The sequence below is a fragment of the Campylobacter devanensis genome, from assembly GCF_002139915.1.
Taxonomy (GTDB): Bacteria; Campylobacterota; Campylobacteria; order Campylobacterales; family Campylobacteraceae; genus Campylobacter; species Campylobacter devanensis.
Map to the genome: position 1 here is coordinate 318610 of NZ_CP018788.1, position 20737 is coordinate 339346.

General features: G+C 34.0%; 18 protein-coding genes and 3 pseudogenes. 16 read left to right on the plus strand and 5 right to left on the minus strand.

The window, feature by feature from the left end; all coding sequences use genetic code 11:
* Positions 1–5 precede the first annotated feature (5 nt).
* The 7 genes and pseudogenes from CIGN_RS01635 to CIGN_RS01660 all read left to right on the plus strand — a co-directional run bounded on the left by CIGN_RS01635 (position 6) and on the right by CIGN_RS01660 (position 7066).
* A complete protein-coding gene (locus CIGN_RS01635; RefSeq protein WP_086302051.1) occupies positions 6–1091 on the plus strand; it encodes an SPFH domain-containing protein in 1086 nt (361 codons plus the stop codon).
* A gap of 10 nt (positions 1092–1101) precedes the next feature.
* Positions 1102–1839, plus strand: coding sequence for a bifunctional phosphoribosyl-AMP cyclohydrolase/phosphoribosyl-ATP diphosphatase HisIE (hisIE, locus tag CIGN_RS01640; RefSeq protein WP_086233388.1), 738 nt, complete (start codon positions 1102–1104; stop codon positions 1837–1839).
* Positions 1829–2353, plus strand: a complete 525-nt coding sequence (locus CIGN_RS01645) for a DUF2393 family protein (protein WP_086239091.1) — start codon at positions 1829–1831, stop codon at positions 2351–2353. Before hisIE ends, CIGN_RS01645 begins: the two co-directional genes overlap by 11 nt.
* Positions 2353–2886, plus strand: coding sequence for a DUF2393 family protein (locus CIGN_RS01650; RefSeq protein WP_086228270.1), 534 nt, complete (start codon positions 2353–2355; stop codon positions 2884–2886). Before CIGN_RS01645 ends, CIGN_RS01650 begins: the two co-directional genes overlap by 1 nt.
* Positions 2887–3292: 406 nt before the next feature.
* Positions 3293–3622, plus strand: a pseudogene (locus tag CIGN_RS08490) (PDC sensor domain-containing protein); the annotation flags it as partial.
* Positions 3623–4063: 441 nt separating this feature from the next.
* Positions 4064–5077, plus strand: a pseudogene (locus CIGN_RS08495) (methyl-accepting chemotaxis protein); the annotation flags it as partial.
* A 402-nt stretch (positions 5078–5479) separates the two neighbouring features.
* The gene (locus CIGN_RS01660; protein ID WP_086302053.1) at positions 5480–7066 is read left to right on the plus strand and encodes a flagellin B; all 1587 of its coding nucleotides are present in this window, start codon (positions 5480–5482) and stop codon (positions 7064–7066) included.
* A gap of 97 nt (positions 7067–7163) precedes the next feature.
* Here CIGN_RS01660 and CIGN_RS01665 read toward each other — a convergent pair whose 3' ends face one another.
* The 3 genes from CIGN_RS01665 to mqnF are packed head-to-tail and all read right to left on the minus strand — an operon-like array spanning position 7164 to position 9876.
* Complete coding sequence (locus CIGN_RS01665) at positions 7164–7811, minus strand: MOSC domain-containing protein (RefSeq protein ID WP_236844773.1); 648 nt, start codon at positions 7809–7811, stop codon at positions 7164–7166.
* Complete coding sequence (sppA, locus tag CIGN_RS01670; protein WP_086239089.1) at positions 7799–8668, minus strand: signal peptide peptidase SppA; 870 nt, start codon at positions 8666–8668, stop codon at positions 7799–7801. The genes CIGN_RS01665 and sppA overlap by 13 nt, the downstream gene beginning before the upstream one ends.
* Positions 8656–9876, minus strand: coding sequence for an aminofutalosine deaminase family hydrolase (mqnF, locus tag CIGN_RS01675; RefSeq protein WP_086302054.1), 1221 nt, complete (start codon positions 9874–9876; stop codon positions 8656–8658). Before mqnF ends, sppA begins: the two co-directional genes overlap by 13 nt.
* An 89-nt stretch (positions 9877–9965) precedes the next feature.
* Here mqnF and aroQ point away from each other — a divergent pair, with 89 nt between their 5' ends.
* Genes aroQ through fliY form a run of 9 tightly spaced genes read left to right on the plus strand, consistent with a single transcriptional unit; the run spans position 9966 to position 17073 of the window.
* Positions 9966–10433, plus strand: a complete 468-nt coding sequence (gene aroQ / locus CIGN_RS01680) for a type II 3-dehydroquinate dehydratase (protein WP_086225630.1) — start codon at positions 9966–9968, stop codon at positions 10431–10433.
* Entirely contained in the window at positions 10426–11439 is a 1014-nt protein-coding gene (locus tag CIGN_RS01685) for a M24 family metallopeptidase (protein ID WP_086230033.1), read from the plus strand. Before aroQ ends, CIGN_RS01685 begins: the two co-directional genes overlap by 8 nt.
* A complete protein-coding gene (gene folK, locus CIGN_RS01690; protein ID WP_086240759.1) occupies positions 11439–11924 on the plus strand; it encodes a 2-amino-4-hydroxy-6-hydroxymethyldihydropteridine diphosphokinase in 486 nt (161 codons plus the stop codon). Before CIGN_RS01685 ends, folK begins: the two co-directional genes overlap by 1 nt.
* On the plus strand, positions 11924–13279 hold the full coding sequence (gene flhF / locus CIGN_RS01695; protein WP_086302055.1) for a flagellar biosynthesis GTPase FlhF: 1356 nt from the start codon (positions 11924–11926) through the stop codon (positions 13277–13279). The genes folK and flhF overlap by 1 nt, the downstream gene beginning before the upstream one ends.
* On the plus strand, positions 13263–14126 hold the full coding sequence (locus CIGN_RS01700) for a MinD/ParA family protein (protein WP_309543863.1): 864 nt from the start codon (positions 13263–13265) through the stop codon (positions 14124–14126). Before flhF ends, CIGN_RS01700 begins: the two co-directional genes overlap by 17 nt.
* A gap of 12 nt (positions 14127–14138) precedes the next feature.
* Positions 14139–14483, plus strand: a complete 345-nt coding sequence (locus CIGN_RS01705) for a hypothetical protein (protein WP_086225636.1) — start codon at positions 14139–14141, stop codon at positions 14481–14483.
* Entirely contained in the window at positions 14455–15159 is a 705-nt protein-coding gene (locus CIGN_RS01710; protein WP_086225638.1) for an RNA polymerase sigma factor FliA, read from the plus strand. Before CIGN_RS01705 ends, CIGN_RS01710 begins: the two co-directional genes overlap by 29 nt.
* Complete coding sequence (fliM, locus tag CIGN_RS01715) at positions 15159–16265, plus strand: flagellar motor switch protein FliM (RefSeq protein ID WP_086225640.1); 1107 nt, start codon at positions 15159–15161, stop codon at positions 16263–16265. Before CIGN_RS01710 ends, fliM begins: the two co-directional genes overlap by 1 nt.
* Positions 16255–17073 carry a flagellar motor switch protein FliY gene (fliY, locus tag CIGN_RS01720; protein WP_181892514.1) on the plus strand — a complete coding sequence of 273 codons (819 nt, stop codon included), beginning with the start codon at positions 16255–16257 and terminating at the stop codon, positions 17071–17073. The genes fliM and fliY overlap by 11 nt, the downstream gene beginning before the upstream one ends.
* Positions 17074–17278: 205 nt before the next feature.
* Here fliY and CIGN_RS08500 read toward each other — a convergent pair.
* Positions 17279–17659 (minus strand): annotated as a pseudogene (locus tag CIGN_RS08500) (methyl-accepting chemotaxis protein); the annotation flags it as partial.
* A gap of 1984 nt (positions 17660–19643) precedes the next feature.
* Positions 19644–20705 (minus strand): LptF/LptG family permease, encoded by a 1062-nt coding sequence (locus CIGN_RS01730; RefSeq protein WP_086302057.1) that lies wholly within the window; start codon positions 20703–20705, stop codon positions 19644–19646.
* Between the last annotated feature and the right edge of the window lie 32 nt (positions 20706–20737).

The window sequence follows — 20737 nt, forward strand, 5'->3', positions numbered from 1 at the left end:
AAGAATTGCCTGCAGATTTAAATGACTATTTTAATAAAAAAAATGGCAACTCAAATAACAATGAGAGGAAGCCAAATTTTAATTTTAAAAAGCCAAATGTACCAAATTTGAGCGGAGGTTTAGGTAAATTTAGTGGTATTATATATGCTTTAATTGCTATAATTGTTATCTTGGTGGTAGCTAAGCCATTTGTGGTTATTAACTCAGGTGAGGTAGGTATCAAATCTACTGCTGGTAAATTTGACCCAAATCCACTTCAACCAGGATTTCATTTTTTTATACCTTTTATTCAAGAGGTACGCATAGTTGATACTAAAGTTCGTCAGATTAATTACACCTCTACAGAGGGTAGAAATGAAGCAAATTTCCGTGGTAGCGGAATTGAAACTAAAGATACTATATCGGTTTTAGACTCTCGTGGACTTCCTGTTAGTATGGATATTACTGTTCAGTATCGCCTAAATCCACAAAATGCACCACAAACTATTGCTGCGTGGGGTTTTAGCTGGGAAAATAAAATAATAGACCCAGTTGTAAGAAATGTTGTAAGAAATGTAACTGGTAAATACACAGCAGAAGAGTTACCAGAGCGCAGAAACGATATCGCCGCAGCTATCGATATGGGAATTCGCTCTGATATTGATAAGCAACCAAATCAGCCAGTAGAATTAGCTAGTGTTCAGCTAAGAGAGATAATCCTACCGCCAAAAGTCAAAGAGCAGATTGAAAGAGTCCAAATAGCAAAACAAGAGGCTGAAAGAACTAAATATGAAGTTGAGCGTGCAAATCAAGAAGCTCTTAAAAAAGCTGCTCTTGCTAAAGGTACCGCCGAAGCTGTAAAAATCGAAGCCCAAGGTAGAGCCGATGCTGTAAAAATAGAAGCTGATGCGCAAGCTTATTCAAATTCACAAATAGCAAAAAGTCTTACAAATAATCTTTTAGAGCTAAAACAGATCCAAACTCAAAAAGAGTTTAACGAGGCCTTAAAAACAAATACAGATGCTAAGATATTCTTAACTCCTGGTGGAGCTGTTCCAAATATTTGGGTAGATACCAAAGATAAACAAAGACAAACTTCAACACAAAATTAAGGATTTTTAGATGAGCGTGAGTGTAAATTGGGATAAGATTAATGGCATGCTCCCAGTAGTAGTCCAAGAGGCTACTACTAGTGAGGTCTTAATGCTTGCATATATGAATCAAGAAGCCTTTGAGCTTACTAAAAGTACTGGTCTAGCTCACTACTACTCACGCACTAAATCTAGAATTTGGAAAAAGGGCGAAGAGAGCGGTAACTTTCAAATTGTTAAATCCATTAGCCTTGATTGCGATAGTGATGCTTTGCTTTTAAAAATAGAACAAATAGGTGGTGTAGCGTGTCATACTGGAGAGAAATCTTGCTTTTTTAATCATTTAAATTTAGAACAAAACAGCAGGCCAAATTTAAATAAAGAGATAAAATATGATATCTTAGATCATCTTTATCATATTGCACTTAATAGAAAGCTAAATTCAAGTTCAAATTCATATATCGCTAAACTTTATACAAAATCTCCAGATAGTTATCTTAAAAAAATATCTGAAGAAGCGTGTGAATTTGCTCTTGCGATTAAAGATTTAGAGCGCTTTAAGTTATATGCAAATATGAACAAAGAGAGTTTTGGTGAGCATAAACCAGGCCAGCCAAAATATGACGCTATTTACGAGGCAGCTGATGTGTTATTTCATATGATTGTTGCGTTAGCTGATTATGATATTCATCCAAATGCAGTACTAGAAGAGCTAAAACGCCGTGAAGGTATAAGCGGAATAGAAGAGAAGAAAGCCCGTGACAAATAGTATATTTTCTACCATTAAATTTTATGTAAGCAACTTTGGATTTTATGATTATGTCGCAGTTTCGTGGGTAATTTTGCTATTTTTGGCGCTATTTATTTTAGCCATTTATATGATGTTTAAGCGTCCATTTTTTGCTATATTTTTATTTTTGCTTAGCTTTGTAGGGCTAGGTGCTGGTATAAATTATTCACTTAAATTTATTGATGATGTAACACGCCCAAAAGATGTAAATATTGCCCCACTTCGTCAGTTATTTTACTCTGATGTTATGATAGCTGATGTAAATATAACCAATAAATCCAAACAACCATTTAAAAAGTGCCGAATAAAGCTAAGTTTTCACAATATCGGAAAAAGCAAATTTGAAAATTTAAAATTTAAATTTAACCCATTTCATACAGAGGTAATTATAACTGAGCAGATTGAACCTGGCAAAACTGGGGAAATCAAATTCGTTATGAAAGAATTTCGCCCACAAAACTATACCACCACACTAAGAACGGAGTGTTTTTAATGAGCTATTTTAATATATTTCATATAATAGTATTGATACTGATTTTATCGATGTTTGGCTTATTTACCTATTTAATAATCCTAAAAGAACACCGCACTAAACAAGCTATTAGTCTACTTATTGTTAATGTTGCTATTATGAGTTGTTTGGCTATGATTTCAATGATGCTAATTGATAAATATACCAAAGTTGCAGAGATTATCAATTTAGAGGGTAGGCGCACCTTAATCAATGAGACTATTAGTTATAGTGGTATTATTAAAAATGTTGGTTATGGTTATATTAATTCATGTACAATCAATATTGAATTAATCAATACTCCAGAAAAAGGATTAGAGGCTAGCAATTTTGAAAATCGTGGATTTTTTGATACTTATATTGGTAGTAATCATAGCCAAAAAGGTTCGCAAAAAGGTGAATTTTTAATACTCAAAGACCTTCCAAGCGGTGATCAAAGAGGCTTTAGCTTTACAATGCCATATCCTGCTCACTTTAAAAACCATACTACAAATTATACGCTAGATTGTAAATAATTTAAGTCAAATTTAAATTTGGCTTAAATATTTATATATAATTTTCTTATAATAATTAATCTGTCTATTTTAAGTTATTATAAATCTAATATGAGCTAAAATATATAATAAAAAATTTCAAAGGATAAATATGTTCAAAAATATGAAACTATCAGTTAAACTTGCTCTTGCGGGTTTTGTATTTACTGCCTTGATAGTAGCTACCGTTGCTGGTATCGCCACATATCAAGCTACAAATAGGGCTGAGTCGAATTCTGCTGCTTTCATGGAAGCTGGTTCTTTATCACAAGCAAATTACATCGCTGCTGAATTTAACAAAATTTCCGATGCTTTAAATGCTTATAAAACAGCTATGGAATCATCATTAAATTCCGGTATAGCTATGCCTGTTGATATCATAACAAATATGCTAAGCGAAGCTATAAAAGATCAAAAAATAGCCGCTGGTATATTCTTCTACACTACAGATGATAGCATATACGCCAAAAACCCAAATTCAAACGACCCACGATATACCCAAGCTGGCGATCTAGCCATATATGTCAATTATCACAACAGACTTGAGCGTATCGAAGATAACTTCAAAAGCAAAGATTACTACGCAAATGGCCTAAATAAACCAAGATTAACCGAACCTTTTAGCGACCATATAGAGGGTAAAAACATAACAATGGCTTCTATGACTTTTCCTGTGAAATACAAAGGCAAAACAATAGGCATAATCGGTGCTGATTTGGATTTAGACACATATTTTATAGATAGATTAAAAGAGATTAAATTATACAAAAGCGATACAAGCTTCTTAGTCTCAAACAAAGGTATAATGGTAGCCAGTCCTAACCCACAAAATAGGGGATTAGCTATCCAACAAGTAAATCCAAATTTAACTCAACTACTCCCAGTCCTAAATAATGAAGAAGTTGATTACGCTACAGTAGCAGCTATGAGCAAAAATTTACAAGAGCACGCTCACTTCAACCTATCTAAAATAGATATGCATAATATAGATGAGAATTGGGGTCTTGCTACACTAGTCCCTACTAGAGAGATTTTCGCTGAAGTCTCATCAGCTAGAAATAGCCTAGTAGTTGTAGGTATCATCGTCGCCATAATCGGTGGATTTTTCCTATTCTTCGCTACAAAAATGCTAATTTCTAGAATAGAAAATATCAGAGCCTTACTATCAGATTTCTTTGATTTCTTAAACCACAAAAGAGCCGATGCTCGCCTAGCAGTCATCACCAATAACGATGAAATCAGCCAAATGGCTAAGGCCATCAACGATAATATCGTAATCGTAAAATCAAATTTAGACAAAGACTCAAAAGCTGTTGAAGAGTCTCTAAAAAGAGCTAGCGAAGTAGAAAACGGAAATCTAACCGCTAGAATCACTCTAAACCCAGCTTCACCAGAGCTATTAAAACTTAAAAATGTCCTAAACAAAATGCTAGATGTCTTAGAGCAAAAAGTAGGTAACGATATCAACGCTATCCAAAGTGTATTTGATAAATTCAAACAACTAGATTTCACTGTAAGAATAGAAAACCCAAAAGGCGAAGTCGAGATAGTTACCAATCTACTAGGCGATGAAGTTACTAAAATGCTAAGAGCAAATCTAGAACAAGCAAACAACCTACAAAATAAAGCCGATGAGCTAAAAGGCTTTGTCGCATCACTAAATGAAGGTGCTAAATCCCAAAGCGAATCCCTACAAGAGAGCGCCGCAGCAGTTGAAGAGATGAGTAGCTCAATGAACTCTATAAATGATAGAGCTAGTGAAGTTATCAAACAGAGCGAAGATATCAAAAACATAATCACAATAATTAGAGATATCGCAGACCAAACAAATTTATTAGCCCTAAACGCAGCCATCGAAGCTGCTAGAGCAGGAGAGCATGGTAGGGGATTTGCCGTGGTGGCTGATGAGGTCAGAAAACTAGCTGAAAGAACTCAAAAATCATTAGGTGAAATCGAAGCAAATGTTAATATCCTAAGCCAAAGCATAAATGAGATGAGCCAAAGTATCAGCGAGCAAACAACAGCTATAAACCAAATTAACGAAGCTATCGTAAATGTCGATGGTCTAACTAGACAAAATACACAAATCGCACAAGATAGCAATGTAGTAGCAAATGAAGTTGATATGATTGCAAATGCAATTGTGCAAGAGGTTAAGAAAAAGAAATTTTAAATTTAGCTTTTTATATTGTAACAACTCTTACTATTAAAAGTTGCACTATTAAAGCCCCCACTCTATTGTGGGGCGCTCTCATTAAATCAATCACAATATATATTTTTACTCTAACCACCTCAAAACCCACAAATTTAATTACACCCCCATAATATTTAATATCTCACCCAATCCAATCTAAATTCCACTCTAAAAATTATAAAATCACTTAGCCTAAATCTACAATATATAATCTAAATTTAATAAATTTCTCAAATTTATTAAAAATTTGCAATATTTTCTTCAAATTTATCAAAATCCCCCCCCCATATATAAACTTTTTAATATTTGGTTCGATATAATAAAAACAACCCCTAAATGGATTTAAGTTTTATAGGGAAATCTTAACACAAAGGAAAAGTTGTGAGCTTTAGAATAAATACTAACATCGCAGCGATGAATGCTCACGCAAACTCACAAATCACAGATAGAGAACTTACTAGCTCACTTGGTCGCCTAAGCTCAGGTCTTAGAATTCAAACAGCAGCTGATGATGCATCAGGTCTTGTTATTGCTGATTCACTAAAAAGCCAAGCTAGCTCTTTAGGTCAAGCCATATCTAATGGTAATGATGCAATTGGTATTGTTCAAACTGCAGATAAAGCTATGGATGAACAGATTAAAATACTTGATACTATTAAAACTAAAGCTATCCAAGCAGCACAAGATGGTCAAAATGCTGATTCTAGAAGAGCTCTTCAAAATGATATTAGCAGACTTCTTGAAGAACTAGATATGATAGCTACTACTACAAGCTTTAATGGCCAACAACTACTAAATGGAAATTTTTCAAACAAAAACTTCCAAATTGGTGCTTATAGCAATGAAACAGCTAAAGTAAGCATAGGTGCTACAAACTCAAATACAATTGGGCATACTAGGTTTGAGACTACAAATAATGCGATATTTTCAGTTATATCTGGAGCTTTTTCAGCAGGTTTAACTGTAAAACTTAGTGGTGTTGATGGATATCCTAGTGGTTATGTGTTCCAAAAAATAGAAGCTAGCGATCTATGGAAAGATGGTTACAAAGCCGTAGCTGATATGATGAATGGTGTATCAGATAAAACTGGTGTAAAAGTAAATGTAAATAATACTCAAATTTTTAGCGAAGCGGTAAAAGCTGGAAATGTTAAAGGCTTAGCAATTAACGGTGTAATGATAGGAAATATTAAAACCCAAGCAAACGATGCCGACAATGCTTTAACTGCAGCAATTAACGCTAAAAAAGATGAAACCGGAGTAGAAGCAAGTCTAGATAACGGTAGATTAGTTTTAGCTGCTAAAGATGGTAGAGCTATAAGAATTGGTACTTTTTCAAACAGCTATACAGCTTTAGGCGGTAGATTGTCAGGTGCTTCTGCAGGTGGTGGTAGTGCAAATGCTTCTCTTGGCACTGTGTTAATGGGTCAAATCACATTTGTTCGCCAAGATGCTAGAGATATTAAAGTGGGTTTAAATGGTATGTCAGCTATTAGTGGTATGACGGCTGCAGCTATTACCGAAGCTTCAATCGCATCGGCTACTTATAATCAAGCTTCAGTGAATTTAAAATATATGAACTCTGGTACAATTAGTGCTACAATTGCTAAAGCAATGGGATTTTTTAATGGCGGAGCCTCTAATGCAGGTCAAATGACAGACCAAGCCGGTGGCGTAAATACTTATGGTGGCGCTCAAGCTATGGTTGATGTAGCTGAAGCAGCTAGAAAAAGTCTAGACAAGCTAAGAGCTGACCTAGGTTCAGTACAAAATCAATTAGTAGCTACTATAAATAATATTACAGTTACTCAAGTAAATGTAAAATCAGCTGAATCTCAAATAAGAGATGTAGACTTTGCTAGTGAGAGTGCAAACTTCTCTAAATTTAACATACTAGCCCAAAGTGGAAGCTATGCTATGAGTCAGGCAAATGCTGTACAACAAAATATATTAAGACTACTACAGTAGCTTAAATTTAAATCTTTAATAGCTTAAATTTACTCGCAATGCTTAGTCATTGCGAGGGTTTATTATCTAGGTATAATAATCTTTTAAATAGTATTTCTTAGAGTTTATCCATATAAGAATTATCATAAATCCCTTTTAGTCTAGCTGTAATACTATCACGCCACTCATCTCGTATATGTACTCGTTCTAGCTTTTGTAGTAGATTTATATTATCTTTTGGGGCAAAAAATAGCATATTTAACTCCATGACACTTAGTTGATTTGTATCTTTATGAACTACATTTACACTATCGCCTGGACATACCGTTCCTGGTTCTAAAACTTGATAATACCATCCACTTAGCCCATTTTCAAATATAAATTTAGTCATTCCACTAGCTATAATTTTACTTAGTTTTACGCAAGGTTTTCTAGGTTCGCTCACCTGTAAAAGTGCATTACCGATTTGGTGAATATCGCCTATACACACACTTTTTTCATCTAATATAGTGATGCTTAGATTCTCTCCCATCTGTCCAAATTTAAGCTCTCTACTAGCAAACTTATTAAAAGTTGCATAATTACTTACTGCATTAGCAAAGACAGCTTTAAATTCACCGCCATGATGGATTATATCGCTTAGCATATCGCCTACTATACCTGTAAAATCAATCTCAATGCTACTTACTGAGTGCTTATCCATAGCACTACGAAAATCACCATAATCTCTGATAATACCAATATTTACGGATTCTACCACTGCCACAATATGCTCCTTTGACTTAAAGTTGTGATTATTAAATTTGCGCTTTGTTTGGCGATGTTATTTATAAATTTTTGTACCATTGGAGCTTCATACCATATAGGAGTAGCTACACCGCTTAGTATCTCTAGCTCTTTTTTAGCGCTATTTATACTCATAATACCATCTATTAGTCCTAAATTTAGTGCTTGCTGAGCCAAAAAAACTCTAGCATTTGCCCATTGTTTGCTTGAGTTTAAATCTAGCCCACGGGCATTTGCTACATCACTGGTAAATAATTCGTAGCTCTTATCTACTAAGCCTTGTAAGGCTGCTCTCTCATCGCTATTCCAGCTGCGTGTGAATGTGCCAGCCTCTTTAAATTCTCCAGCCTTTACTACTTGAGTTGAGATTCCAATTTTTTTGGCTAGTTCTTCGGTATTTGGAGTCTGCATTATCACGCCTATTGAGCCAATAAAACTAGCACGATTAGCATAAATTTTATCTGCTCCAATACCAGCATAGTAGCTTCCACTAGCCATCGTTCCACTAGCATAGGCAATAACTGGTTTTAGTGTGGATAGCTCTTTTATAGCATCACTTATAGCTACGCTTGCACTCATCTCTCCACCTGGGCTATCAATATTTATTAACACACCTTTTATATTTGGATCTTTGGCTAAGTCTATTTGAGTTAAAAGCTCTCTTTCATCCATAATAGCCCCTTCAAGGCTAATTTCTATTAAATTTGCACTACTTTTTTCGCCGCTACTAGCTATAATAAATAGAACAATTAGTACAAAAATCATACTTTTAAAATACTCATTAATAAATTTAAAGATACCTTTAATAAAGGCAAATATACTTTTTAATAGTTGCATTTTTCTCCTTTTATGTATAGCGCTTTAGCGCTTTTAGTATGTAGTATAAGCTCGATACAAAGCTGACTTATATCGCTTAATTCAAACCCATTAAAAACTGCGATATCAGCGATATTTCCAGCTTTTAACTCACCTAGGTTTAAGCCCAAAGCTTTAGCTGGATTGCTAGTAACTGATTTTAGTGCAAATGTGGCAAATTTGCTAAGCTCTATATCACTATGAGCCATTAGGCCAGCACGCAGCTCATCCCAGATATTTAAGCTTATATTTGAGCTTAAACCATCTGTGGCAAAGGCTATGTTTATGTTATTGTTTAAGGCATTTTGTAGATTAAATTTAGAACTTAATAGACGGTTTGAGACTGGGCAGCTTATGATTGAATGGAGATTTTTATCCATTAAATTTATATAATTATCGGCAAAAATAGAGTGAATAAATAGAGTTTGAATATCAGCAAAAAGCTCTATAAAAGATTTTGGCGTATAAAATGGCGTAGCATTTTTATTAAAACCTTTAAAAAATTCACCAAATTCACCGCTGCTATTCTCAAGCCAAATTTTTTCATGTATGCTCTCCATAAAATGCGTAGCAACTATCATGCCATTATCTTTAGCCAATTTTAAGGCTTTTTTGCTTAATTCTATATGGGTAGAATAAGGTGAATGTACGCTAATAGCTGGTATAAATAGATCGCTTTTTAGCTCATTTGCAACATTAAAACGTTTTAAAAATCCATTCCATTGTTGTTCTATTAAGGCAGGATTTGATCCTAAAATTTCACTAAAATATACTGTCCTAATAGGTGAATTAGCGCAGTGTAGCGCATCAATACCATAGCTAGAAATCTCTCCAATTGTACTAACACCTGCATCTAGCTGTGTTGCAATAGCGCTTTTTATAGCACTATTTTTATCATTATTTGCTAGGGTGTCACCATTAGCGATAATGCTCTTTAACCAGCGTAAAAAATCACCATATTCAAGTGTAGTTTTATTAGCACTAAACTCAAGATGAATATGTGAGTTTATAAGAGCAGGCATAGCAATATCATCGTTAAAATCTAAAATCTCAGCATCACTAAATCTAGCTATTAACTCATCAAATTTGCCAATTTTATGTATGGTTTTATCAAAGGCAATTGCCCCATTTTGAACCACATCAAAGCTCTCATTACATAAAATTATAAATTTAGCTTTTAATATTTTCATATTTTTTCCTTAAAAAGCGTACATTATAGCCAAAATTTAGCCAATATTTTGTAAAATAATTGCCATGCAATTTTTTATCGGAGAAAAATATGAAAATTATGGTAATCCAAGGGCCAAATATTAATATGCTTGGAAAGCGTGAGCGCAAAATTTATGGTGTTATGACAATGGAAAATATTCATGAGCAGATGAAAGCTGTAGCTGATCAAGCTGGAGTTGGGATTGAGTTTTTTCAAAGTAATTTTGAGGGTGAAATCGTAGATAAAATTCAAGAATGCTTAGGCGAATTTGATGGAATTATAATAAATCCAGCGGCCTACACTCACACTTCAATTGCTATTAGGGATGCTATTGCTTCAGTTGGTTTGCCTGTACTTGAGGTGCATATTAGCAATATTTATCAAAGAGAAGAGTTCCGCCATAAAAGCTTAATAGCGCCAGTATGTTCAGGACATATCGCTGGATTTGGGCCAATTGGTTATCATCTAGCTATGATTGGAATGCTTCAAATTTTTGAACAAATTAAGCGAATGGATGCAGCATCAAATGATGCATAATTATATCTTAAAAAACGAAAACGCAGTATATTTTGAGTGCGGCTATAGTTGCGATAATGAAATTTTTATCAAATTTGGTCAGAGGGGGTTTTTTATTACCGATTCTCGCTATGCTATCGAGGCTAGGGCTGTAGCGCAAAATTGCGAAGTGATCGAATCAAAAGATATAATAAAAGATGCAAGGCTGCTTTTGCGCCGCTTTGGCATTAAGGAGTTAATGTTTAATCCAAGTGATTTTAGCTATTTTGAATTTAGCCAGTTAAGTCGTGATTTGCATATAAATTTCAAGGCAAAGAATGAATTCTCAAAGTTAAAACGACAGATAAAGCGTAGTGATGAGATTGAGATTTTACGCTATGCAGCGCAGCTTGGAGCTAGTAAATTTGATGAGCTTGCTAGAGCGATAATGGCTGGAATGAGCGAGAAGTTAATTAACTTTAATGCTGGAAATATCTTAAGAGATGGTGGGAATTTAGGTCTTAGCTTTGATCCAATTACTGCAATAAATGCAAATGCAGCCAAAGCACATGCTCTTCCACTAGATGAGTGTATAAAAGATAGCGATCTGCTTTTAGTAGATGCTGGGGTAAAATATCATCGGTATTGCTCAGATCGTACTAGAACGGTTGAATTTAGAGATGGTTTTAGCTTTAGTAAGGAGCAAAAATTTACAAATTCAAAGCAAAATGAGATATATCAGATAGTCAAAGAGGCGCAAAATTTAGCTATAAAAGCGGTAAAGCCAGGTGTTAGAGCGTGTGATATTGATGCAGCAGCTAGGGAATTTATTGCAAAAAGCGGTTATGGTGATAAGTTTTTTCACTCAACAGGGCATGGTGTGGGTCTTGATATTCATGAATTTCCAATAATTAGCCCACGAAATAGCTCTCCAGTAGAGGTTGGAATGGTCTTTAGTATAGAGCCTGGGATCTACTTAGAAAATGAGTTTGGTATACGAATTGAAGATGTCGTAGTTGTTACAAATGATGGGTGCGAAGTTCTTTAATGAAAACAATTAAAATCGATGGAGCTAGAATGTTGTTAAAAAGCGCTTATTTCCCACGCAAATTTAACAATTATACCCCACATAAATATACCGCAATTATTGGTCTAGGTGGAAATATCGGTAATACCTCTATGATTTTTGATAGATTTTTAAATTTAATTTTAAAAGATAGGAGATTTGCCATTGTGCAAAGCTCACCAATGCTGGTAAATAAAGCCTTTGGTTATGCTAGCAGAGATTATATAAATGCTGTTATAATCCTTAAAACTTCCTTATATGCTAGGGAAGTTTTAAGGATTATGCAGAGATTTGAGAGGCGATTTAAACGCAAACGGGAGTTTAAAAACTCACCTAGAACACTAGATTTGGATATACTATACTTTAGTGCTAAAAGCTATAATAATGAAGAATTAATCCTACCTCACCCAGGAGCTAATAGTCGCCCAAGTGTATTTATCCCATTAGGTCTTATGAAAGGAATATGATGGCAACAGTTTTAAAGACTTTTACAGGAGAGAGTGCGATTGAAGCACTTAAGAAAGCTAAAGAGGAGTGTGGTGAGAGTGCTATGCTTGTAACAACTAAGCAAATTCAGCCAAAAACGCTAAATAAAAAGCCTCTTTATGAGATTTTAGTTAGCGTTGAAGAGGATACTCCTAAGCCAAGCCAAGCACAGAAAAAACAGGCTCAAATCAATCAAATTCAAAAACAAATTGAGGCTTATACTCTTGGTTCAACCCAAAGCCCACGCCCAGCATCAAGATTTGAACAAGGCGGACTAGATACTATAGAAGAAAAACCAAGAGATAATAATGATATATTATTAAATATATCTCAAGTTGCTAAAGAGATTGGAAAAGTAGCAGGGGTAAGCAACGAATTAAGCGAGTATAAAAGCCCAGAATATGACAAAAAGATTGATGAAGTAGCCAAAGAGGTAAGTAAGCTAAATCAAAAAATCTCTATGATTGCTGATATGATATGGGATGATAAGGCTGAAAATCGTGACGATATAATTATTCCGCCTGAATTTTCTACAATATACAAGCTAGCCAAACAAAGTGGAATGAAGTACGAGCATCTAAAGGGTATAATGCAAGCTACAATCGAAAATATGCCATCATCGATGAAAAGCAATCCAGTAACTGTAAAGAGATATTTCTACTCACTTTTGCGTAATATGTTGCCATGTAGAAGTGAAAGCTTTGACCCTAAAAAGAAAAGAATTATGATGCTAGTAGGTCCAACTGGCGTAGGTAAGACAACAACTCTCTCAAAACTTGCGTATAAATTTGCTCATGGCGGTAGTATTAGATATAAGACAGGAATTATCACGCTTGATACTTATAGGCTTGGTGCGGTTGAACAGCTATTTCAATATGCTAAGATTATGAATATCCCAATTCTTGATGCGATTGAGCCTGAGGATTTTCGCTCAGCGCTTAAGAGTTTATCAAACTGCGATGTAATTTTAATTGATACTATGGGAAGTAGTCAGTATGATAGGGAAAAATTAACTCGTCTTAATACATTTTTAAAAGAGTGCGGTAATCAAGTTGATGTAAATTTAGTCGTTTCAGCCGGTTCAAAAATTGATGATTTGCTAGAGATTTATAATAATTTTTCAACTTTAGAAATCGATACTCTTATAATTACAAAATTTGATGAAACAAAGATATTTGGTAATATATTTTCACTTATATATGAAACTGGTACACCGGTGAGCTTCTTCTCAACAGGTCAAAATGTCCCAGATGATATTATGGAAGCTAAGAGCGACTTTTTGGTTAGTTGCGTTTTAGATGGATTTAAAGGAGAGGATGATGGATCAAGCAGATAAATTAAGAGAGTTAATGATAGCTCAAAAGATCAAAAAATCAACCCATTTCATCGCAGTTACTAGTGGAAAAGGTGGCGTAGGTAAATCCACAGTTAGTGCAAATTTAGCTAATCTTTTAGCAACAAATGGTTATAAAGTAGTATTATTTGATGCTGATATTGGTCTTGCGAATTTAGATGTTTTACTAAATGTGAAAATTACCAAAAATATGCTAGATGTTTTAAAAGGCGAGTGTCCGCTTGAAGATATTTTAATTAAAGTTAAACCAAATTTGACATTAATTCCTGGTGAGAGCGGTGATGAGATTTTTAAATTTAATGATCAGTTTTTATACGAAAAGTTCTTAAATCAAGCCTCAATTTTAAAAGATGTGGATTTTGTTATCATTGATACTGGTGCTGGGATTGGATCTAGTACGCAAGTATTTTTAGAAGCGTGTGATGAGATTATCGTTGTAACCGTGCCCGATCCTGCAGCTATCACTGATGCATATGCGACTATCAAGGTGATTTCAAAGATGAAAAGCGATGTCTTTATGCTAATTAACCAGACTAAAAACGCAGATGAAGCTCAAAAGATTTTTCAAACTATAAAAACTGTTGCTGATAAAAATATTTCGCATAGGCTAAATTTAAATCTTTTAGGCTGGATTCCAAGTGATAAGGTTGTATCTAGAAGCATTAAGATACGGACACTTTTTAGCAGCGAAGCTCCGCATTCATTAGCTACTTATCAGCTTAAGCAAGCAGCAAATAATCTCCTTGAGAAATTGGAACGGAAAGTGCTTGATACCAGTGAAGATAGAAGCTTTGCTGGCTTTTTTAAGCGTTTAGTGGAGCAGTTTTAAAAAAGGATTACCGTGAGACCAGATAATTATATAGCATTTTTTACAGTGTGTGGATTTTTTGTTGGATTGATGTTTGTCGTCGTAAAAGTCGAGGAGCCTGTAGAGTTTGTTATATATACTTTGTTGATCACATTTTTCTTTTATATTGTTATTCATATTGTAGTGATGAATTATATAGATACTAAAAGGATTGGTTTAAAAATATTTAATAAAGAGCATCATGAAGAGGTTAACGACTATTTGCTTACAGAGCTTGCTGTTAGGGAGCGTAGGTTAGAGACACTCATTCGTCATCTAGACCAAAAGCTCAAAAGATCAGGTAAAAAGCATGAATCCAATAAAGAAAAAGCAGCTTGAAGCCTATAAAACACAGATAAAAAAAGAGCAAGATGAGCTAGTAATCGCATATATGCCAGCTCTTAGAGCTATGGCGTGTAGACTCAAATCTCGTTTGCCAAGCTCGATTGAAGTAAGTGATTTAATAAGTATTGGTACAGAGGCTATGGTACGTCTTAGCCATAGTTATGATAAAAATCAAAATGATAATTTTTGGGGTTATGCAAAGCATAGAGTTCAAGGCTCAATGCTTGATTACCTAAGAAGTTTAGATACGCTAAGCAGACAGAATCGTAAACTGGTTAAAGATATAGATCGATTAGTAGATGAGTACTATAGCAAACATCAATATGAGCCAAGTAATGAGTATTTAGCTAGTGCGTTAAATGAAGATGTAAGCAAGATTAAAGAGGTTAGAAGCTTAAGCGATCTAACATCTGTTCTTAGGTTAGAAGATCAGTTTAATATATTAAGCGATTATGATACCGAGGCACAGATAGAAAAAGAGGAGCTAATCGAGCATATAAAGCTGGTTTTGAGTGAATTTAGTCAAAGGGATCAGTTGGTGATTCAGCTTTATTATTATGAAGAGTTAAATTTAAGTGAAATAAGCGAAATTTTAAATATCACAGAATCAAGAATTAGTCAAATTCATAAAAGATTGATAATAAAAATTCGAGAAAGGCTAGGCTTTTAATGGCAGATATTCTAAGTCAAGAAGAGATAGATGCACTCTTGCAAGTTGTAGATGATGATGGCGATAGTCAAAGCAGCAATTCATCTGAGCGTAATTTGGAAGAGCCAAAACAGGTTGTAATCTACGACTTTAAACGCCCAAATAGGGTTAGTAAGGAGCAGCTAAGGGCTGTCAAAGGTATTCACGATAAGCTTGCAAGAAACCTTGCGTCTCAAATTTCAAGCATTATGCGTAGTATTGTTGAGATTAGGCTACACTCAGTTGATCAGATGACTTATGGCGAGTTTTTAATGAGTTTGCCAAGCCCAACAAGCTTTAATGTATTTTCTATTAAACCGCTAGATGGTAACTGCGTTTTAGAGGTTAATCCTAGTATCGCATTTCCTATGATTGATAGGTTGCTTGGTGGTAATGGTGATGGATTTGAGAGTAACAATAGGGAGCTAACTGATATTGAGGTTAATCTTTTGGATGCTATTTTGCGTATTATTATGCAGCGTTTAAAAGAGTCTTGGGCAATGATTACAGATATGTATCCAAATGTAGAAGCTAAAGAGTCTAGTCCAAATGTTGTCCAAATCGTTAGCCAAAATGAGATTGTTATTATGGTTGTTATGGAGATTATTATTGGAAACTCTAGCGGTATGATAAGCTTATGTTATCCAGTTATATATCTAGAGCCAATACTTAGCCGTTTGGCTAATCGTGATATTATGCTAGGTGAAACTAGTGCTAAAAAGAGCCGAAATAAAGAGTTAAAAACACTTATTGGCCGTGCTGAGGTATTATATGAGGCGATTTTAGGAAAGACCGTAATTAGCGTAAATGAATTTTTAAATTTAGAAGTTGGTGATATCTTGCGACTTGATCGTAATGCCGATGATAAAGCAATTGTCTGTATAGATAAAAAAGAGGTATTCTTAGCTCAAATTGGTATTCACCGCTTTAGCAAATCTATCAAGCTAGAACAGTTAATCAAAACTGATCGTGATGAGATAAAGGCTATCCTAGAACAATATGAAGAGGAGAGAAAAGCCAAACTAATGTCATATAAAGAGCCAGAACCAGAAGAAGAAACTAAAGAAGAGGATGAATATGATGACTAGATTTTTTGAAATATTTAAAAATGAGTTAAGTGCAACTATAGAAGGGTTAACCGGAGTTACACCGGTAATATCTGAAGGAGCAGAGTATGATGCTCCAACTCAAAATGGTATCAAAACTCCAGCCGTAATCGCTAGTGTAACACTAAATGGCGATATAATGGGTAAGATAAATTTAGTAGCTACACCAGTTTTATTAACTGCAATAAATGATCTAATGCTAGGCGATGAAAAACCAAGTGGTAGTACGATAATTGGCGATGATGAGCTAGATGCTAGCAAGGAGATATTTTCTAATTTATTAAGCGCTATGACTACAAGTCTTGGAGCAGCCAAAGATATGCCAAAGATTACATTTACAATCAATGCTGTAAAGTATATCGATGAAAATCAAATTTTAGATTTTAGCTCATTTGAGAAGTTATTTTTATACCCTGTTGAGCTAATGGATTTAAATGAAATGATAGGTATTTGTATTGATTATTCGTTTTATAAATACTTTAATAAAACTATAGGCTCTAAAAGTGAAAAACATGATATTGGTGATGAGATTAAAAATATCGGATTAATTTTAGATGTGCGTTTGCCAATCCGTGTAAGAATCGGCTCAAAAAAGATGCTACTAAAAGATGTATTATCAATGGATATTGGTTCAGTCATAGAGCTAAATCAGCTAGCTAATGACCCGCTAGAAGTATTAATAGGAGATAAGCCAATTGCGCTTGGTGAGGTTGTTATCGTTGATGGAAACTTTGGCGTACAAATTACTGAAATTGGCACTAAAAAAGAGCGTCTAGAACGGCTAAAATAGATTAAATTTGATTGCTGCGTATATTTAGCGTGGCAATCTTTTGGGATTTAAAATAATTCACCTACTATTTAAAATAATTTTAATCTAAAGATTTTTAATCAAAATATCTAAAATTTATAATTTAAATTTAGTAAATCAAAGCAAATTAATAAGACTATGTTAAAGATTTTATAATCAAGGAGAGGATGACCTCCCCTAAGAGATTTTAGAATTTCTTTTTATTTACATCATCAAGGATGTTAGCTGAAATTTGATTTACTCTAGCGGTGATAGTATTTGTATCATTTGCTACAGTAACATTGTCTTGAGTAACGCTTTCTAATTGAGCGATAGCTTCATTGATTTGAGCGATACCTTGAGTTTGTTCTTTTATAGATTCACTCATTTCAGTTACACCTTGAACTAATACATTTACATTTACTTCGATTTCGCTTAGAGATTTACCAGTTCTTTCAGCTAGTTTTCTTACTTCATCAGCAACAACAGCAAAGCCTCTACCATGCTCACCAGCACGAGCTGCTTCTATGGCTGCATTTAGTGCTAGTAGATTTGTTTGGTCTGCTATATCTTTTATTACGCCTACTATGTTTTTGATATCTTCTGCTTGTCTGGCTACTTCAGTTGTTCTATCATTTACGCTACTCATAGAGCTTGATATCTCCTCTATAGCCGCAGCTGATTGTTCTAGTGAATTTGCTTGAGCGTTTGAGCCATCAAATAGCTTTTGCATTGACTCTTTTAGATTATCAGTTTGTTTGGCTAGATCTTGAGCATAGCTAGCAGATGAGTTTAGCATTTTTCTAATCTCTTCACCTAAAATATTTGTAGTAGTCTCTACATCACCTTTAGCACCCATGATTTGAGTAGTAAAATTTAGATTTTTATATGATTCAAATACTCTATGAATCTCATTCATATTACTACCGATTTTAGCCTCTAGTACATTTAGCATATTATTTAGTACATTTTTAAGTTCGATTAGCTGAGGGTTATTTGGATTTTGTTTGATTCTTGCTGTTAGGTCGCCATTTTCTACAGATTTAGCTGTATTAGCTGCCTCACTAATAGCCTCAGCATCTTTTTGTAAACCTTGTTGAGTTTTTAAGATATTAGAGTTTATTGCTGATGCCATTGCGCCAATCTCATCATTTGATGTAGGTGGTATAGTATTTGGCGCACGCTTTTCTTCGTGGTTGATATATTTAAAGAATGCTAAAAGCAGTCCAGATAGACGGCTAAGTCTAGCAGTAACTAATCTATTAGTAATCATATAAACACAAACAAGAAGTATAATAAGCACTACAACTGACACCCCAATAATCTCATATACTAAGATACGCATCGGTTTTTGAATCTCATCAAGCGGAGCATTGATAAGCATATACCAAGTTCCAAGCTCGCCAATAGAAAATGGAGTGATAATTGCCTTGGTTGCTTCACCACGGATAGTGTAGTATTCATCGATAATAGTTACGCGTTTATTTTGAATCGCCTCTAGAGCTAATTTGGTTGTAGGGTTGGTATTAAACTCGCCTAGTTTTTTACCCCAATACTGCGGATTGTGATGAGTAGCTAGTCTAGATTCTGCACTTAAAATGTAGCGTACATCGCCTTCAAATAGACTAAATTCTTTATTATCTAGATATGTAGTCATATATTTTAGATTATACATATATCCTACTATACCGATTAATTTACCATTATTTATTAGTGGATAGGCTATATCAGTTGCAAATACATCATTTCCATTTATATTGTAGTGTTTAGGCTCGCCAATTACAGGCTTTTTAGTTGTTATAACATCTTTAATAGATGTATCAGCTAGGAATGCTTCAGTAGTTTTATATACCTCTATTCCGTTTTTAAGATTGCGATTTGTATCTGCTAAAAATAGTGCAAAGTGATTATCTTTAGTTATATAATCGCTATTTTTAAAGCTATCATTTGGATCTAATAGATAGATGTATGCATACTCAGCATAGTTAGATGAGTCAAATGAAGTGCTTAAATCATCTATAGTATCTTGCATGTTAGCATGATGAGAGCCAAGGTCAAGGCCGATAATATTAGCAGTAGATTTAGTGAGTGAATCCATCTCTCTAAAAATAGTTAGAACATGTTCAGCATATCGGTGACTAGCTTGAGTTAGAGTGATGTCAGACTCGTGCTTCATCACCTTTGATGCATTATTGCCAATTAGTATAGTAAGGGCAGTTAAGCCAACAAAAACTACAGCGCCAACAATTAGTGATATTTTGGCACCAACTTTAAGATTTGAGAACATGATAAACCCCCATTATGTTATATGTATTCCAATCGATATTATAACTTAAATTTGTGATTTTGTAGGGGGGGGGTAGAGTAAAAATTTACAAATTTACTAGTTTTTATTTTAGTTTGATTAAGTTTAATGATATTAAATTTATTAGTATCATTTTTAATTGTAATAAAGCAATAATAGAGCAAATATATAAACTTTCTTTATTATATAATTTTTTTAAGTATCTTTTATTTTTTAGGAAAAATTTATAAATTTCAACTCTAAATTGCTATGATATAAAATAGATATGTTACCTATGTTTATAAAACTGATATCCAGCAAATAGCATCAAAATAATAACAGGCAAAATAATACCAATCTCAGCAGCAATAGCACCATTAATACTAAGACGAATAAGTAAAAATAAAATACCCCAAATACAAAGCGAGATAAAAATCGCCCCAAAACTAGCAATAGCTAAGCTAGCAAAACGCCCAGTAACAGGCATATAATAGTATAAAATTAACACCATAAATGGAGCAAAAAGTGGGAAAAATATCATTGAATATAGTACAGATTTTATCTTAGCAATGTTTATATTTTCATTTTTAAGTGTATTTATGGAGTCAATAGCATCTATGATGGAGTAGAGATTGTCTTTATTTTCGATATTTTCTATTATGCGTGGGCGGAAGCTATTTGTGATTACTATCTCATCAGCATAGCTACGCTCTAACCCTGTAGCACCTAGGCTTAAATTTTGCGGTATTTGAGTTATGTTGTTATCTTTAAGTATCCAGGTGTCGCCATTGTAGCTAGCCTCTTTAGCAGTTATTTGAGATATAATTTGTGAACCATTCATATCAAAAATTCTGACATTTTGAGCAAGCTGCTTATTGCCAAGGAGTTTTTCGATATATGTAAATTTATTTTCAAAGCGCAAAAATATCCATTTGGTTGAGCGATCAAAGCTTTGAAAATCTTCTAAGGATTCTTGTCTTTCTTTGGCGTAGGCAAACTGTGTGCAGCAAAGTCCGATATATCCAAAGCTAATAAGTAAAGTGATGGTAAAAATAGGCGTTATAAGGCGGTTTTTACTAATTCCTAAAGCGTAGAAGCTGACTAATTCATTGGAGCGAGTTAGGTTAATCATAGTTGCTATTAGGGCTAAGACTATTGAGATTGGCAATACATAATTGATTGAAATTAATGCAGTTAGACTAACATAAATTAGTTGTAAATTTGCACTACTTGGGAGATTTTTAAGATTTGTAAGGGTATCAATAACTACATAAAATCCAATCAATGAGATAAATATAATAAAAAAATATTTTACATAAATAAATGCACTATACCTAGCAAAAAGCTTCATCAACAATCCAAATTTAGTATTATAATGATTTA